Source organism: Spirosoma endbachense, from assembly GCF_010233585.1.
GTDB classification, from domain to species: Bacteria; Bacteroidota; Bacteroidia; order Cytophagales; family Spirosomataceae; genus Spirosoma; species Spirosoma endbachense.
In genome coordinates this window covers 1,499,149-1,516,208 of sequence record NZ_CP045997.1, presented here as the reverse complement: position 1 = coordinate 1,516,208, position 17,060 = coordinate 1,499,149, and the positions used below count along the sequence as shown (strand labels likewise).

The window sequence follows — 17,060 nt, the reverse complement described above, 5'->3', positions numbered from 1 at the left end:
TTTTAGCTTTGATTTCCGGTTCCGGTTTCTCTCGGTAGAGCACGCCACGCACGAAGGACACGATACAATTGTACGGTTAAAAGCTAGGTATATATGAAACGGGACTAGCGTTTACAAGCCCCATTTTAGCCTGTGTCAGATCCTTCCTGGCTTATGAAGGAGCCAAGCGTTTCGTGATCCCACACTACAGCAAACCCGTAATTTCTCTCACCAGCATCTTAAGTATATTTACTAAGTAGAAAAAATAATTCATAGCTAGTACATCTAATCAGATCTTATGTACGTATATAGCCCTGTTTTTGTGTCTAACTAGCACAAAACATGCCCTTTCTGTTTATCCTCGACTAACTTTCCTTCGGCTTATGCATCCAAAATTACCTCCCTTTGCCCCATGCTGGCAAGCTTTTTAGCGAATCACCGACAGCCAGCGCTTTGGGCGCCTGCTTTTTAGGTGCTCCATTGATTCGTAACCGGTTCGTCATTCACTCCCTTTAACTCAACTCTTTTCTATGACCTCTTTTCTACCGTTCGTTTTTCTTCAGCGGCTGGCGATCTATTGCCGCCCTCAATTGTTTTGGCTGGCTTGTTTACTAGGGGGCGGGTTCTTAATAACTCCCTCCAGGCTTGTTGCCCAATGCTTTCTACCCGCTACCAATTATGGGGTAGGCACCGAACCCCGATCGGTGGCCGTAAGTGATGTCAACGCCGATGGTCATCTGGATATCATTTCAGCCAATAATACCAGTAACACTATTTCCGTGCTGTTGGGGAAAGCAGAAGGAGGGTTTGCCTCAGCGATCAACTACCCGACAGGGAGTAATCCTCGATCAGTAGCGGCCGGGGATGTGAATGGAGATGGACGACCCGATCTCATTACGGCCAATACTACCGGTAACAATGTATCGGTGCTGCTGGGAAATGGAGCCGGAGGCTTTGCGGCTGCGGTCAATTTCCCAGTGGGGACTACACCTTCTTCAGTAGCGATGAGTGATATCAACGCCGATGGTCATCCAGATCTCATCACCGCCAATTATAATAGTAACAGTGTGTCAATATTACTGGGAGATGGAGCCGGAAGCTTTGCGGTTCCTGTGAACTATCCAGTAGGGGATTCTCCATTTTCGGTCTGTGTGGGGGATGTCTATGGAGATGGTAAAATCAGTATAGTCACGGCGAATGGTTTTAGTGACAACGTATCGATACTCCCTGGACAGGGGGATGGAAGCTTCCGTCCGGCAGTAAACTGGGCCGTTGGGAGCGGGCCTACCGGCGTAGTATTGAGTAATATCAACGGCGATTTCAATCCCGATATCATCACCGCCAATTCATCGGATAATTCCGTGACGGTACTGCGTGGGCAACTTGGAGGAGTCTTTGTGAGAACCAACTACCCCGTTGGGAATGTGCCTTTTAGTGTGACGGTGAGTGATGTCAACACCGATGGTTTTCTGGATCTCATTTCAGCTAATAATTTTAGTGACAATGTGTCGGTGCTGCTGGGAAATGGAGCTGGAAGCTTTGCGGCTGCGATCAATTACCCCGTAGATAATCAACCTTACTTCGTCGTGGTCAGTGATCTTAACGCTGACGGTCGTCCCGATATCATTACCGCCAATGGGGGCAGTAACACTGTTTCGGTGCTATATGGCAGTACGCCACTAGCCATCACCCAGCAACCCGTTAGCAGTTCCACGGTAGCGGCCGGAGCCAACGTGCGGGTACCGGTGGGGATCAGCGGCACAACCCCCAGCTTGCAGTGGTATAACCAGGCCGGCATTGTCAGCGGGCAGACCTCAGCCACCCTGACCCTCAATGGAGTCACTCTCAGTCAGTCGGGCAGCTACTCACTGGTCGCCACCAGCTCCTGCAACTCCCTGACTACAAATGCCTTCACGCTGACCGTGAATAACCCACCGGCTGCCCCGACTGTCAGTACACCGGCCAATGGCGGGTATTTCAACGACAGCACGCCCGAGTGTTCGGGAACCGCTCCCGCCAACAGTACGGTCTTGGTGTATATCGATAACGGGCTGAGCGGCTCGACTACCGCTGGCCAGACCGGCAACTGGAGCTATTCCCCGGCCACTTCGCTGACCGATGCGCCCCATACGGTTCATGCCATCGCCCGACTCAATGGCCTCGATAGTCCCCAGAGTAACACCAACTCCTTCACGGTGGATACCGCCCCGCCCGAAACGACCTTTTCGACGACTCCTCCGCTGATTACCAACAGCACCTCGGCCCTGTTTAGATACTCTAATAGTGATGCTATCTCTACTTTCCAGGTGAGTCTGGATGGGAGTGATTATGAATCGAAATCGTCTACTAACCAGTCCTATTCGGGGCTGGCGGAGGGCGAACATACCTTCCGGGTAAGGGCTGTCGACAGGGCGGGCAACGTAGACCCTACGCCGGCCACCTACACCTGGACCATAGACACCACCCCACCCAGCGTTACTATCACCTCCTCAGGGGGACCTTCGGGTAGTAGCATCACCGGACCCGTCACGCTGACCATCGCTTTCTCGGAAGCCGTTACCGACTTTGAGGTAGGCGATCTTAGCGCTAGTAATGCTACCCTGACGGACTTTACTGGCTCGGCAGCGGCCTACACGGTCAATCTGCAACCCATCAGTTCGGGGCTTAGCTCAGTGAGTGTGGCCGCCGATGTGGCGGCTGATCTGGCCAGCAATCCAAACACGGCTTCCTCCGTCTTTGAGCTTAACTATAATTCGGGCCCCACGATTGAGGGGTTTGCTCCGTTAAGTGGGACCGTCTGCGCCGGTAGTCCGCTCACCTTTACTGCCTTGGTGGGCAACGTATCGGGAACGTATGCCTACACGTTGGCAGGAGCCATGATAGTAACAGGCAACTCCAGTAACCCGATCTTCAGTGCGACGGTGATACCATCCAACCCGTCGGAAAATGACTTTTACCGGCTATTTATTAGCGCAAACGGCCTGGAGGTTAACAGTATTACGGAGGTCAATGTACTATTTCCACCCTCCGCCAATCTACAAAACAATGGCCCCTTGACCTGTGCCCAGACCAGTGTAACCCTAACAGCCAGGGGCGGGGAAACCTACAGTTTTAGTGGGCCCAATGGTCCCATTACCGGCAGTGGCAACACAGCTAGTGTCAGTCAGGAAGGGGTTTACTCGGTGACGGTGCTGGCGGGCAGTGGCTGCTCGGCGGTGGCTTCGACCACCGTCACCAGCAACACAGCTCTGTCGGCGCCAACCCTGCAAGCCTCTTCCCTCTCGACGTCTAACCAACCCATCTCCGTGACCGCTACGGGTTGTGCGGGAACAACCAACTGGCTACCCCAGGGCGGAGCAGGCCAGGCTTCCGGCAACATCTATACCTTCAGCCAGCCGGGCAACTATACGCTGAGTGCCACCTGTTCGGTGGGCAACTGCACCAGCCCGCAGGCGACTCCGGTAGCCTTGCAGATCCTGCCCGGTGGCTTTGCCATTCAGGCTGTCAGGATGGTCAACTGTACGCTCGTCGATGAGGCCAAGGGCGGCTATCAGGTCCAGTTCACCCCCCAGTATAGCGGCTCCAATGGCAATCAAATCACCTTCGCGGTGGTCAATGAAAAGGCGGCTACCACGGAGGCTCCACCCTACTCCTTAAAGCTCTACACGGATAACCCGGTCATCACCCTGGTGGCCAATCAGGCGGGCAGTACCGAAGCGCGCTACGCCTACAACTGGTTTGCCTCCTGTCAGAGTGGCAATGACCCCAACCAGCAGCCCACCACGAGTGGTCTACCCAACCAGACCATTCTGGTGGGGCAGGCTTATCAGTTGACGCTGACTAACTACTTCTCCGACCCTGATGGGCAAGCCTTAACGTATTCCGCAACGGGTTTACCCAGTGGCCTCTCGGTCAGTGGCAGCTTGATCAGCGGTACACCCTCGATGACGGGTGTGAGTAATGTTCAGGTAACGGCTTTGGATCCGGGCGGCTTGCAGGTGAGTAGTAGCTTCCAACTGACGGTGAACCCCATGCCTTCGACGCCAGCGGGCTTTACGATCGTAGGGGTCTCGACAGTGAGCTGTGAGGTAGTGAGTACTGGTCTTCACCGGGTAACGTTTACGCCCCAATACGGAGGAGTGGACAGTTCCCCGATTAGTTTCTCGGTGGTTAATGAGATGCCATCGACCACCAATCCGGGGCCATATAGTCTGAATCTGTACACCGACAATCCAAGTATCACACTGAGTGCCCGTCAGGGCGCTACTACAGCTACGTACCTCTACAACTGGTTAGCCGTCTGTACGGCACCCACCCGAGTGGGTGTGGCCGAAGCGGGAACAGGCTTACAGGTCAAGGTGTTGGGCAATCCGGTGGAGGGTAAATCCGTTGAGGTCGAGATTCGTGGCGTGTCAGGCCAATCGGTGCAGTTGAACCTGACGGATCTTCAGGGTCGGGTATTACATCAGCAGCGTCTTGATGAAGCGGATTCGCTGGAACGGGTGAGTGTGCCCATTGGTTCGGGTAAGGGGCTATTGCTCCTGCAGGTCAATACGAATCAGGAACACCAGCAAGTGAAGTTATTGACGCCTTAATGGCTAAACAGGTTAACAAAAAGCCCGGATCGGAATCGGTTCGGGCTTTTTGTTAGCCAACTAATCCCGCCGAATGCTTGTTATACACCCTATGTCACCTCCGTTTATAGGCAATCAACCCGTCGCCTGGTTATCGGGCCAGGGTGAGTCCACCTGGGTGTATTATGCCAATGGCCAGCAGGAGCTGGTCAGCATCCCGCTGCTGGTCCTGCTGGAGCGAATGCCTACCCTGCTCCGAATCCACAAGCAGGCGGCCATTAACCCGCGCTTTCTGGCCAGTGCTCAGCTGATCAATTTCCGGCGAGCCACAGTGCTGATTCGTTATGCCGGCACCGAACGCACGTTTGGGGTGGGCCATCGGTGGCTGGCGGACGTCAAGCTGGTCTTAAGGCGTCATCGCTGGGGAGCTGGGGATGGTTTATCCGACGGAGTAGACTAATCATGTCCTGGGCAACCACTGGAGTAGGGAGCTGATCAATCCTTACATTAGAACATGCCGCTTCAGCGCTTCTCCCCATAAACGTGATTATGCAACAACTTTGTCGAGTAATAGCTGTGTTAGTTGGGGTTAGTATGGGTTTGTCCTCTTGCATTACCTCCAACATTAAATCAATCCCCCAAGTAAGCGGTGGCTCACAAACCGATAGTTCCTTGGTTAAGATCTTCCTCTTAGAACGAGCGATCCCTCAAGCCATTGAAGAGTTGGGCGTTGTTTCCTTATACGTGAATATCAGACCAGGTCTTACTGTGGATCAGCAGGTAAAGCAGCAATTGCGCAAGGATTGTCAGCGACTAGGGGCCAATGGAGCCTATCGAATTAGTGACGGCACCTATTATCCCACGGTGGTCAGCTATCTGGTTTTTAGATATAAAAAGTGATTACTTAACCTATTGCCACTTATACAACTGCCGAGTTTAGTAATGAGTGAGAGCCAGTGGCCCAATAATTCTACCTTTCACTCAACGAAGTGCGGCTGAACACAAGTATGTTTTTAAGTTTGATTCTGAACTGCGCTACGCCATTCCGAAAGGCTACGGTGGATGTGTTCCAGGTGCCAAACTACAAACTTCCGTTACCATGAAAAATCTAAAGGTATGTGGACTATTGCTGCTTATGGCAAGCCTAACGAGTTGTAGTAAGAACGAAACTGCTAAACCAGCTGAGAACCCGATAACTACCCTCCTGAGTGAGCAGTTGCAGGCCTTGAAATTAGTAGGGATTCGGGAAAATAGTTTTCGAGAGTCGGGTGTGGTTTTTAGCAGTTCCGTTGCCGGTAAACTCACCCAGCTGGGTAGCAAACTGCCGGACGCTGGTATTTATGTTGTCACGGTCTGGGACTTCGATAGCGGACAAGTATTGCTACAAAAAACGGTGGAGCAAGAGGTACCCGACAAACTCACGCTCATCGACATAGCTGTACTACCGCTAACAATCAATAAGAAGTACTTAATCAGCATCAACAACAAGTCGGGCCAGCGCAGCCAGGGATCGTACACCCAAGCTTTTAAAGCCAGCGGGGGCAATGTTTTGCCAGCCACTCAAGGCAACATTACGCTGCATGCTAGCCGCTCCGGCGGTGGCAGTATGGTTGCCTTTCCAAGCTCCTCTGCGAACCAGTTCAGCTTACTTACTGGCTTCCCCGAGTTTACGTTTATCCCTGACTGAGCCACTGCTCGTTGGAAAGTGTTGCCTATATAAATAGCGTTTAATGGAAAAGTGCAAACTCATGATACATCGCTTGTCCCTAAACAATATCACTATTTTTACTCCGGTTGTAGAACTAACTTTATGTTATGAAATTTTTACGAGAAATCGATTAAACCATAGAAGACAGCTTACCTTGAAATAATTTTAAACAGGCAATAGTTTTTCGTAGCTGCCATCAGCGTTAAAGATGATAATCAGGCTACCTCCATTCCCTAATGTATGACGATGGGCGCCTTCTTTCATCTTGTGATTCGTGACTGGTAGAACCATATCTGTCCAGCGACTTTTAATCGTAGGTCGAGTGTAAACACGATCACCAATGATCTGCTCTAAGCATTGATTCAGCAAGGTTTTATCGCCGACCGTTGGTTTAATGTTTTGCTTGGAATCTGCATCGAAAATTAGAATGATGTCCCCATCAAATGAAGCAGAGCGGTTAGGGGGATTATCCTTATAGCTATCATCGATACTAGGTAAGAGTAACCAGCAAGATTTACCTTGTTGGTTCTGGTATTCTCTTAAAAGAATGATTCCTTTATCATTTATCCAATACTTGTTTTGTACACAGCTGCTAATAAATTCGGATAAGATGTGTCGCTTCCTTTGATCAGTATCTAATTTGACTTGCTTTACTTCGTCACAAGGCGGAGGATATCCCGACTGAGCATACGTACTCAGAGTCAGAAGTGCAAAAATCAGAGATAAGCAAGCCCGGTTCATACAGAGCAGTTTTATTGTATAAGTGATGTTATGTAAAGGGATTATAGCAAGAAGAAAGCATTTTGCATCTTAAGCACGAAAGTCTTCTCTGCATCACTAACATAGCCATGATGGCTAAAATGATCTGGCCAAATCAATTATAAGCAGGAACATATACTTCGCTGAGCTGGGGTAAAGGTCGCAGAGATCTAGCTATTTGTTCAAACATTCGAGTATAAGCTGTCATTACTTCTTGGGCAGAAGACTTGCGGTTCTCATCTTGCGTCCTCTCCTTTCCAAATATAATCGGTAGTATATACTCGCCGACATAACCTGGCTTTTGAGGCGGAAAATGCCACAATACTCGACCCACTTCAGCAGTAAATGGATTATCTATCTCATTTTCGTTTGGGTACTTGATATTGGTTATTTTGCCTTGCTGGTTAATAGTAAAATTGACAAAAACAACCGTTGTTTTCTGGGCAAAAGATTGACTATGCGGATATTTAATTTCTTTCAATGCATTTCGAAAAGTGGAGTCAGTGTCTAAAGTAGACCGAGAGGCTTGTCCAAATGAAGTTAAAATACCTAGACCTAAGAGGACCAAATAAGCGGCTAGCGTTTTCACAGCATGATATGATAGTAGTGGCGAGATATTTGTCCTATAAGTGAACGTTATGATAACCAAATACCCAAAAGCCGCTATTTTACTATCTCGATCCGGACGCAGTTAACGTACACATTCACCCGCTCCAAAAGATTACTGATCGCTGTTTGATAAGCGGTATTGTTTGACAAATTTCCCTCATAAAGCACACGAGCGCCTAGCTTGTTCTCCACTAGCAGCCCGGCAATATGCCAGTTGACGGCTTGCTCATTAAAGACATCAAGCTCGTAGAAGCTCACTAGGAGGTTCCCGTCGGGCGTACCCGTTAGGCGAAACTGGACTAAATTCTTAGCTTCAAGTTCTTTTTTCATCCCGTAACCAGCCCCGTTAAAGGGGGCTTTATGGCCGCAAATCTACTACTTTGCTGCGAGCCTGTCGAGTGGTAACTTAATCCATTTTAGTGAGCTTATTTTCTCCGATTTTGTAGCCTTCGGTTAGGGTGCATTCCTTGGAATAATCGCATAACATAAGATTGCCTATGCAACTTGACTAAAGAAAGTACAATAAAGTACAATCAAATTAATTTTGGTTCGCGGTGCATCCTTCCATCCTGCTCAGTATAACAGAGTTGCCAACAGTTTATGATTGAAAAAATCCCTATTAGCAACTTACTTCTCCAGCAATACAAATTGCATTATAAACATTCAATATAGTTAGCAACAAAAAGCTTAACTAATTGTACAAAATCAAGCATCACCTTGTCAGTCGGCCAAAGTGAGCTGCTGCTTCAGCCAAGATATTTTCTGCTTATCTCGAAAGCTAAACCACACCAGGCGTTGAGAGCCTGATCGATCAACTGCCTCTTTAAAATGGCGAAAAGGCTTCGATTGGCCCAGAATAGTCAATAGACGACTTTGCAAAGGCTCAGCCGCTTCGTATCTGGCAAACTGCTCCATAAGCGCAAATTCCTCGCGGCTGGTCATGATGGCCACTTTCCAATAATGGTCAGGGAAAGACTGTACTTGGTCAATCTGGTCTTGCCACTCCTCACTTTCCAGATCAGAGAACTGCTCGGGATTAGGAAATGTAATGAGTTGGCCTGTTTGCCGGTGTACATAACAAAGCATGCCTATTTGTTGCTGCTCAACAATTTCTTTTACTTGGCTATCGTCCATCTGAATCATAGGAATACGATTGGGTTAGGACTAATTTAAAAATTGTTTGACATGTAATTGTAAGAGTTCTACTAGAGAAGGGTTTTCGTGAACGAAATGAACACGACAGTTAATTGTATTTATTGAAGTAACAGCTTATTAAGCTGTACAGAATTTCGATCATTAAAAATTGTATATTTTCAAAGATACGCTCATTAGAATTAGTGAAAGACATTCTATCAAAGCCAAGCTTTGGCGGGTGCTACTACGGTGGTATTTTTATGAAAAAGTGCGCTATACTGAACGACCCGTAGCTAAAGAACAAGTTAAGGCGCCATGGCTAGGACTTGCTGAGTTGCGTTAATAACTATCCAATTTAATTCGTAGTATATAGTATTGTAAAAACGGATCTAATTCGTATGTTTTATTTTCGACAAGCCCGTTGCCCGTTGTGAAGTTATGGTTGGATTTCCGGAGTACTTTATCGTACTGACGCCATCTGCTGAAGCTGATAAGGTTTCGATTACGTGAATAATCGCGTGGCTCGCTCCATTCAGAGTCAACTCCGCTTTAGCTATTGTCAGGTCGGCTGCTGCTACGCGGCTGGCTGCATCCAGTCGTAAAACGGCAGTTTGCGTTTTTCCCTGGAAAGCTACCGACGAAGCCGCTGCCAGATCAACCGTGAGTTGCTGAACAGCCAACGGGGTGGTTAGTGTAGAGGCTTCGTCAAGCATAACTGTCAGCCCTTCCGAGTTGATGGGTAAATCGGAGGTAATGGCGCAGGCGGTTTTTGCGTTGATTGCCTGCAACGTAGCCCGGTGAATGGTTACGGTAATTGGTTTCGTTTCCTTAAATTTAGTTGTACGCGATAAGCCGATGGTTAATTCCCCCTTATTAACCGAAACCGTCACGTAAGGAAGCACGTTCTGTTCGCCTTCGAGTTCTGCCTTGGCTGGATCGCCCTGGGTGATGCGTACCTTGACGGCGAAATCAACCAGGAGCCGGTCGTATGGTTCCAGGGTACGCTCTTCGCTGACAATCTTCCCATTGCCGACAAGGCCATCCCCAGAATTTTTAATTTGGGCCCACAAGGGCTGGTAACAGGCGAATAACGCGCTGATAATGAGTGTGCGTACAGTATTCATGATTCTTCGTTTCATTTACTTTGATTAGCCAGTGAAGTCTTGCCAGTAAGCATAGCCACGGCCCGCTCCAGCACCACATCGTTGCCGGTAATCAGGCTCTGCACGGTAGGTTTCACCACAACATCAGGTTTTACCCCTACACCCACGAAGTCAGTGCCATCGGCGTAGGTGTCGCGTTTGGTGCAGACGCGGGCCGACCCACCACCGGGCAAGGAAAACGATAAGGGCTGACCGGTTGTACCCATCGACGGCTCACCGATAATCGGAATCCGGGTTGTTTTTAACTGACGAATCAGAATTAAAAAATCTTCAGCGGCCGAGCCGGTATTGCTGCCGGCCAGTACCATCACCGGGACGAGTAGCTTAGGTTCACGGATCGAGTTATCAAAGGTCATCGTGTCGCCTTTGTACCAGAAATCACCTTTGGCGGTTTTCAACGCCCGCTGGTAGAACTCATTTTTGGCACGGGCCGAGTCCAACTTCTGGGTAGCGTAGTAGGAACCCCAGGCTTTAAATGCAGGCCGATGCTCGCGGGTACGCCAGGCTGAGCCAATTAGCCGCTTTTCGGTGGTAAAGTATTTTAGAATTTCAGCCCCGATTCCGGTGTCTCCACCCCCATTTTGTCGAATGTCGAGAATGATACCCTTGGCCGTGCGGAGCTGGGGCAACATCGCTTTGAACTCGTCAACGATTTTTTCCTCGCCAAAGCTGTTCAGTTCGACATGAGCGATATTACCGGGGAGCATGGTTAGCCGCGATAGTTGTGATTTGGCCGGGCTGGTTCCGTCACCCAGCACCCACTTCGACCCGTCGCGTTCGCGTTGGGAGAATAGCCGGGAGTTGAATGAAATCGTCTGCCCTTTGGGGGTGCGGAATGTCATCGGGTAACTCGTCGTCGTGTCAGTGGTAGCACGCCAAAATTGCATCAGGGCCGTATTCCATTTTTGCTGTTCGGTCGATGAGGCGATGTAAGGAAAGACCTCTTTATCCAGGTACTGCTGTACCGGCTGGCCCTTTACCGTGAGCAGTTCGGAACCAACCGGCACGCTGTCCGACAATCCGTTCAGCACCCGCGTCACGTACGGTTTCTGGTCGATCATTACGAAGCGCAACGGCACATACGTTGAATACCCGTAGAGTGACCAAGGCGCGTTGATGTTGGTGTGTCCGTCTTTGAGTAAAGCGCAAAACCGTTCGAGGGTTCGGTAGTATTCATACGTGGTTTGGGTCGCTAACACCTGCGGAATAAACGCTTGGTACGTACTGTCCCAGTTGATGTTCGTTTTGTCGAAGTAAGCAAAGTTGTAGCTCGCTTCGGACCAGAATTTCGACAGGCCCGCGATTTTCTCCGCATCGGACAAATTGACGCTACGGTCTTGGGCGCGAAGGAATTGGCTCGTTAGAATAAGCAACGAAGTAAGCAGCAGTGTTTGTACGATTTTCATGGTAGATGGGGTTATAAAAACAGGTTATCGGGCACGGCCTTCCTCTTCCGCACTTCCCGAGTTTCGGTTGTTGCGGTTGAAAGTAGACCGGCCAAAAGTATACGTGAAGCGAAGGGTTAGTTGGCGGCTGTTGCGCTTCTGCAAAGTCCAGACGTCCAGGTTGGCGAACTGGCCATAGAATAGCTCCCGGTACGTGTTAAGCAGGTCGTTCGCATTGATTTGCAGGTTACCCCGCCCTTTCAGCACCGACTTTTGCAAACCCAGCGAAAGGGTGCCGTTGGAGGCTACCGTGTAGATATAGCTGGCACTGGGCGAACTGTAATAGTAACTCAAGTCCAGGTTGTATCCCTTCCCCAGCGTAAATGTATGACGACCATCGAGGTAATAACTCCAGGCCTGCGTGTTAATCAGCCCGCCCGTTGGGTACGCTGATTGCGTTTGCGCGTATTGCAGCTGGGCATAGTGCTGCGTTTTCCACCATTTTGTTAGGGCGTGCGTCACCGCCACGTCAAACCAGGCTCTCCGCTGGGTATCCAGATTAACCCGAGTGTAGCGGACAATCTTCGTCTGGTCGTCCTGAATTGGCAGTTGCACGAATACATCTTTGTCGAGGGTATAGTTTAGGCTAAACGTAACGTCGCGGTGCGTGTACGTCAAATCAAGTGTATTGTTGGTTACGGGCAGCAAGAACGGGTTTCCTTCGGTGTACATGTACGGGTCGACGTAGAGCGTAAACGGGTTCAGCTCCCAAAACGCCGGCCGACGCATTTTCCGGGAAAAGCCGGCCGATACCATGTCGGTTTCACTTAATTTCTGTTGCACCTTCACACTTGGTAACCAGCGGAAATACGACCGGTCCACGCTATTATTCAAGGTCAGCGAATTGCCCACCGAGCGGGTGTTTTCGACGCGTAAACCCGCTTGCAGTTGCGTGTTACCCCATTCCTGGCTTAGTTGCGCATAGGCCGCCGTGATTTTTTCGTCGTACAGAAAGTGGTTGCTGCGCGAAGGGTCGAACACGAAGCCCTCAGCGGCTAAGGTATCATAACGGAGGTCGCTGTCGGTGGTGGTCCAGGTCAGTTTGGTACCAGCCTCGAACTTACCCATTTTACCGAACGGGTGACTATAATCGGCGCGGAACGACCGAATACGAATCGTACTGGGAAACTGGCCTCTCATCACCATCGGAGACCGCTGAGCGATACCCTCAAACGACCGGTAATCGTTGCGAAAGTCTTGCCCTTTCTGCGTATTGTAGGAGGCATAGTCCAGAAAAACCGTCAGTTCATCCCCTCTTTCGTTGAGCTTACCTTTGTAATTGAGGTCAATCGCAACGCTTTGATTACGCGACTGATTGACATTGAGGGTTTGTAGCAACACTGTGTTCACCCTTTCGTTGGCGTAATCCGTTTGTTGGTTGAGGTTCGTTAGCTGATCGGTGCTGGCCGTAGCATTGCCTTTGACCAACACCCCGAATTGATGACTAGCGTTAGCCGTCAAATCAGCCGAAAACTGGTACGTGAGTGGTTTCGAGGTCCACTTGTACAGTTGGTCGTTGTTAAATTCCGTGCGTCCGGTTGATGACTGCACCACCCGGCGACCTAGTCCCAGCAGGTAATCATTCGAAAGGCTATAGCCGACCCGCCCATAATAAGCCCACTGCTTGGTTTTGTAGGTCGCACTGCCCCCCACTTCGCCCCCGGTATAGCGTTGATTCTGCCGATAACCACTGTACAGACTGCCTTTCCAACCCAAGGCTTTGTCCCGTTTCAGTTTGATGTTGATCACCGCCCGCGTCTCCCCGTCGAACTGAGCCGATGCATTGGTAATGACTTCCACCTGGTCAATATCGGAGGCCGCCAGGCCCCGCAGTTCGTCCGCCGTCAGCGGCAATTGCTTACCGTCGATGTACACCACCGGCGTATACTGCCCTTTAACGGAAATAGCGCCATCCTGATTGACTAGCAGACCCGGTGCGCGTCGTAACACATCGAGCGCATTGGTGGCGGTTTTGAAAAACGAGTTGGTTACGTTGAGCACCAGTTTCCCCATTGACTGCTCCACCACGGGGCGTTCGCCTTTGACGATTATTTCACCCAGATTCTTACTTTCCGCAGTTAGACGAATCGACCCTACATCCATAACGGACTCATGACTCGATACCATGATGAACTGACTCGTGAAGGACGCAAATCCCAGTGCCGTAATCCGCAGCCGATACGCTCCCAGAGGCAAACTATTGATAGCGAAGCGGCCTGTCGTATCAGTCAGCCCACCCTTTACCATTGACGAATCAGCCGCCGACAAGACCAAGGCTGTTGCGTATTCAACGGGTTTTTGGTTACCGTCTGTAACACGTCCTTTCAGTTCGCCCAGTTGTCCAAAACTAGTGAAACAGGCGGACAAGAAACCGGTGAGTATAACGAATGTCTTCATGATCTGTGCGTGGACTATTTCCATGCTTTATCCAGACCAATGGGCGTGCCAACCGCATAACTACCTAATAGTAAGTATTTTATTTTTTTTGCTCTCTGAAAACTGTTCGAAAACGAACAGTTGTTGTTCGTAATTGAGCAAGTATATTCTGGCCCTTTATGCCGGATTCTCAGCCATTATTCCGTTCGCAACGCCTGGGCAGGATTGGCCAGCGCGATCCGGAGGGTGTGAAAACCGATAGTCAGCAACGTAGTCAGCGAGACCAATACCAGACCCGTGAACAACAGATCGGGCGTTAGCGGGATACTGGTTGCGTAGTGATTCAGCCATCGATGCATCAGCCACCAAACTACCGGAGCGGCCAGAGCAAACGCTACTGCAAGCAGGTAAATAAACTCCCGCAGAAAGAGCCAGACAATAGCGCCTTCAGAAGCACCCAGTGCTTTTCGAATCGCAATTTCCCGCGTACGGCGGCTGGTCAGGAAAACAATTAATCCTAACAGGCCTACCGAGCCGATGGCAATCGCTACCCCGGCAGCCAGCTGTACAAAACGGAGTTGCTCGGCCTCTTCGGCGTAAAAATCGCTAATCACCACATCCAGATGCAATTCGCCGTAAACAGCCGCAGGGAAATAGCGGTTCCAGATGGTCTGCACGCGGGCCAACGTTGCCGCTTGATGGGCCGGTTTCAGATGCAGGTGGCAACTGCTATAATTACCTCGGCTGGTGTAGAGCACCATCGGCTGTACGGGTTTTTTGAAGCTGGCCTGTCGCCAGTCCTGCACAACGCCCAAAATAGGTTTAACAATTTCCGGGGTATAGGGTATCGTTAACGTGCGACCGATCACCTCTGCTGGTGCGGTAAATCCCAGCATGTGAAGGGCGGTTTCGTTGATCAAAAATCCAGTCGTGGTATCCCTATCGGGTAAGGGACGACCCGCCACCAATGGTATGTTATAGAACCCCATATACGATGAATCAACGGGGAAGGTAATCATCTGGAAGGGTTCTACCTGAGGGCGGTTAGCAAACCGTACATAATAAGTGTTAGTGATGCCACCAACAGGCGCATTGTCGCTAAAACTAACGGCCTCCACCCCAGGTATGCGTAGTAAATCCCGTTTAAAACTGCTTAAGTCAGTCGCAAGTGGCATCTGCACGGGTATGGACACCCGATTGCTAGCATTGAACCCTGAATTAGCCCGGAGCCAAAACGTCAGTTGACGGCTCATCACGACTACCGCTATGGTGAACCCCATGTTGATGGCTAACTGCCCCACCACTAGCAGCCGACGTAACGATAATCCCCGAATTTGCTGCTGTATGGCCTGCCCCTTGAGTACCAACGCCGGCCTGAACCCCGCTAGCACCAGACCGGGATACGTGCCAGCGCCAATGGTAGCGAGGCCCACCAGGCTCAGCAGAAACGCCCAGGTGTGCACACTCATGGTAAACGGTACGGGCGTTTGGGTCCATTTTCGAAGTACGGGAAGGAATGTGTAAGCCAGCACGATGGCCACCCCCGCAGCCAGGCTCGTAATCAAGCCCGTTTCGACGAGGAACTGCCAGAAAACCCGTCGGCGGGTCGCTCCGATTACCCGTCGAACACCAATTTCGCGTCCGCGTCGTAACGACTGCGCCGTGGCCATGTTGATGAAATTCACGCAGGCGGTCAGCAGCAACAGCCCCCCAATAACGCCGAGCACGATCAGCACGTCCCGGCGAATACCTGTGTAATAGTTGGGGATTGTGTGCTGGTCAAGCAGGGGTACTACCCGGTACTGATAGGTGTCCAGTGTAGCCGGGCTCCGCTGGCGGTGAAAGGCGTAGAGCGCACGTTCAAACCGATCAAGAGCAGAAGCGGTTGGCAGCAATACCCAGCACTGCGTCTGCGAGCTCACCCCCTCCCATTGATCCAATGGGGTTCCGTTGTGGGCATAATAATTCAACGTGGGGTACGAGACAAACAACTCGAACGGTTGATCGGTATTGTTGGGAATGTCGGCTAGGAGGCCGGTAACCGTCAGCTCCAGCCGATTGTTCATGCACAGCCGACGCCCGATGGGGCTTGCCTTCCCAAAGTATTTGCGCGCCAATCGTTGCGTGAGCACGGCCGTAAAGGGTTTCTTCAAAGCGGAGTTAGGCGATCCGATCAGCCATTTATAATCCAGGATGCCAAACAGATCAGGCTCGGCGTAGGCCATCGTCGAGGCTTCCATAAACTTGGCCCCTAGTCGACCGTTGGGCTCCTGCACCTGAATCGGTCGGTGTTGCTGCCCAATGACCATCGCTACGGCGTTAAGCCAGGGCATATCCTGCCGCAACGCGGGGCCAATCGGTGTGGCAATACCCGACGAGTAGGTCGTGGCCCCCTGATGAACTTCCGTTACGAGCCGTACGATGCGCTCCGCCTTCTGGTGATACCGGTCGACGCTCACGTGAAAGCGGATGTACCAGAACAGCAATAGACAACTGCCGATGGCCAAGGCCAGGCTCAAGGCATTCAGCGCTACGTAGGCCGGGTGCCGAATGAGTGTATTGACCCCGTTGCGGAGTGCATTGTATAGCCTCATACCTTTATTTCTCCGTCGACCATTGGCACAATCCGATGGGCATACAGCGCGTCCAGTTCCGAATGCGTCACCATAACGACCGTGGTTCCCGCTTCGTTAATATCGGTTAACAGGCGCATAACGGCCTCCCGATTGGCCGAATCCAGGTTGCCCGTGGGTTCGTCGGCCAGCATCAACGGCGGGTTATTGACCAGGGCACGGGCAATAGCGGCCCGTTGCTGCTGCCCCCCCGACAACTGTGCCGGGCGGTGGTACCGTCGATGCATAAGTTTAAACTGATCCAACAAGGTGGTCACGCGTTCGTGCCGGAGGGCCGCCCCCACACCCCCATACACCAGGGGTAATTCTACATTTTCATAAATGCTTAGTTCGCTGATCAGGTTGAATTGCTGGAACACAAACCCCATATGCTCATGTCGAAACAAGTCCCGTTGCCGCTCAGAAAAGTGAGTCACATCAGTTGGCCCGAACCGGTACTGTCCTGCGTCTACCTCATCCAGCAAGCCCAAAATATTCAGCAGCGTCGATTTGCCGCATCCTGAAGGCCCCATAATGGCCACGAACTCGCCCGCCTGGACTTGTAACGACAGGTTGGTAATGACGGGCGTAACGAGCGCACCGGTCCGGTAGTTTTTCTGAATATGGCGGAGTTCAATCACGGAGTCCTAGGGCTACATCGCTGGATTGCGTATCTTTCCCCTCAAATATAGTTCTTTCGG

At 50.9% G+C, this 17,060-nt stretch carries 13 protein-coding genes; 4 read left to right on the top strand and 9 right to left on the bottom strand.

Annotated features, from left to right (window positions below; genetic code table 11):
• Nucleotides 1-509: 509 nt before the first annotated feature.
• The 4 genes from GJR95_RS05885 to GJR95_RS05870 all read left to right on the top strand — a co-directional run bounded on the left by GJR95_RS05885 (nt 510) and on the right by GJR95_RS05870 (nt 6,240).
• The gene (locus GJR95_RS05885; protein ID WP_162384992.1) at nt 510-4,574 is read left to right on the top strand and encodes an FG-GAP-like repeat-containing protein; all 4,065 of its coding nucleotides are present in this window, start codon (nt 510-512) and stop codon (nt 4,572-4,574) included.
• 91 nt (nt 4,575-4,665) lie between these two features.
• Nucleotides 4,666-5,013 (top strand): LytTR family DNA-binding domain-containing protein, encoded by a 348-nt coding sequence (locus GJR95_RS05880; RefSeq protein ID WP_162384991.1) that lies wholly within the window; start codon nt 4,666-4,668, stop codon nt 5,011-5,013.
• A 212-nt stretch (nt 5,014-5,225) separates the two neighbouring features.
• Nucleotides 5,226-5,453, top strand: a complete 228-nt coding sequence (locus tag GJR95_RS05875) for a hypothetical protein (RefSeq protein WP_162384990.1) — start codon at nt 5,226-5,228, stop codon at nt 5,451-5,453.
• Nucleotides 5,454-5,652: 199 nt separating this feature from the next.
• Nucleotides 5,653-6,240, top strand: coding sequence for a DUF4082 domain-containing protein (locus GJR95_RS05870; protein WP_162384989.1), 588 nt, complete (start codon nt 5,653-5,655; stop codon nt 6,238-6,240).
• A gap of 186 nt (nt 6,241-6,426) precedes the next feature.
• On the opposite strand, the gene GJR95_RS05865 is transcribed toward GJR95_RS05870, so the two are convergent.
• The 9 genes from GJR95_RS05865 to GJR95_RS05825 all read right to left on the bottom strand — a co-directional run bounded on the left by GJR95_RS05865 (nt 6,427) and on the right by GJR95_RS05825 (nt 17,000).
• Nucleotides 6,427-7,002 (bottom strand): hypothetical protein, encoded by a 576-nt coding sequence (locus GJR95_RS05865; protein ID WP_162384988.1) that lies wholly within the window; start codon nt 7,000-7,002, stop codon nt 6,427-6,429.
• Between the two features lie 133 nt (nt 7,003-7,135).
• The gene (locus GJR95_RS05860; protein WP_162384987.1) at nt 7,136-7,609 is read right to left on the bottom strand and encodes a hypothetical protein; all 474 of its coding nucleotides are present in this window, start codon (nt 7,607-7,609) and stop codon (nt 7,136-7,138) included.
• Nucleotides 7,610-7,683: 74 nt separating this feature from the next.
• The gene (locus tag GJR95_RS05855; RefSeq protein ID WP_162384986.1) at nt 7,684-7,959 is read right to left on the bottom strand and encodes a hypothetical protein; all 276 of its coding nucleotides are present in this window, start codon (nt 7,957-7,959) and stop codon (nt 7,684-7,686) included.
• A gap of 390 nt (nt 7,960-8,349) precedes the next feature.
• Nucleotides 8,350-8,772 (bottom strand): UPF0158 family protein, encoded by a 423-nt coding sequence (locus GJR95_RS05850; protein WP_162384985.1) that lies wholly within the window; start codon nt 8,770-8,772, stop codon nt 8,350-8,352.
• A 380-nt stretch (nt 8,773-9,152) separates the two neighbouring features.
• Nucleotides 9,153-9,887 (bottom strand): head GIN domain-containing protein, encoded by a 735-nt coding sequence (locus GJR95_RS05845; RefSeq protein ID WP_162384984.1) that lies wholly within the window; start codon nt 9,885-9,887, stop codon nt 9,153-9,155.
• Between the two features lie 11 nt (nt 9,888-9,898).
• A complete protein-coding gene (locus tag GJR95_RS05840) occupies nt 9,899-11,332 on the bottom strand; it encodes a S41 family peptidase (RefSeq protein ID WP_162384983.1) in 1,434 nt (477 codons plus the stop codon).
• A 24-nt stretch (nt 11,333-11,356) separates the two neighbouring features.
• Complete coding sequence (locus GJR95_RS05835; protein WP_162384982.1) at nt 11,357-13,768, bottom strand: TonB-dependent receptor domain-containing protein; 2,412 nt, start codon at nt 13,766-13,768, stop codon at nt 11,357-11,359.
• Nucleotides 13,769-13,944: 176 nt separating this feature from the next.
• Nucleotides 13,945-16,341, bottom strand: a complete 2,397-nt coding sequence (locus GJR95_RS05830; RefSeq protein WP_162384981.1) for an ABC transporter permease — start codon at nt 16,339-16,341, stop codon at nt 13,945-13,947.
• On the bottom strand, nt 16,338-17,000 hold the full coding sequence (locus GJR95_RS05825; protein WP_162384980.1) for an ABC transporter ATP-binding protein: 663 nt from the start codon (nt 16,998-17,000) through the stop codon (nt 16,338-16,340). The genes GJR95_RS05830 and GJR95_RS05825 overlap by 4 nt, the downstream gene beginning before the upstream one ends.
• Nucleotides 17,001-17,060 lie beyond the last annotated feature (60 nt).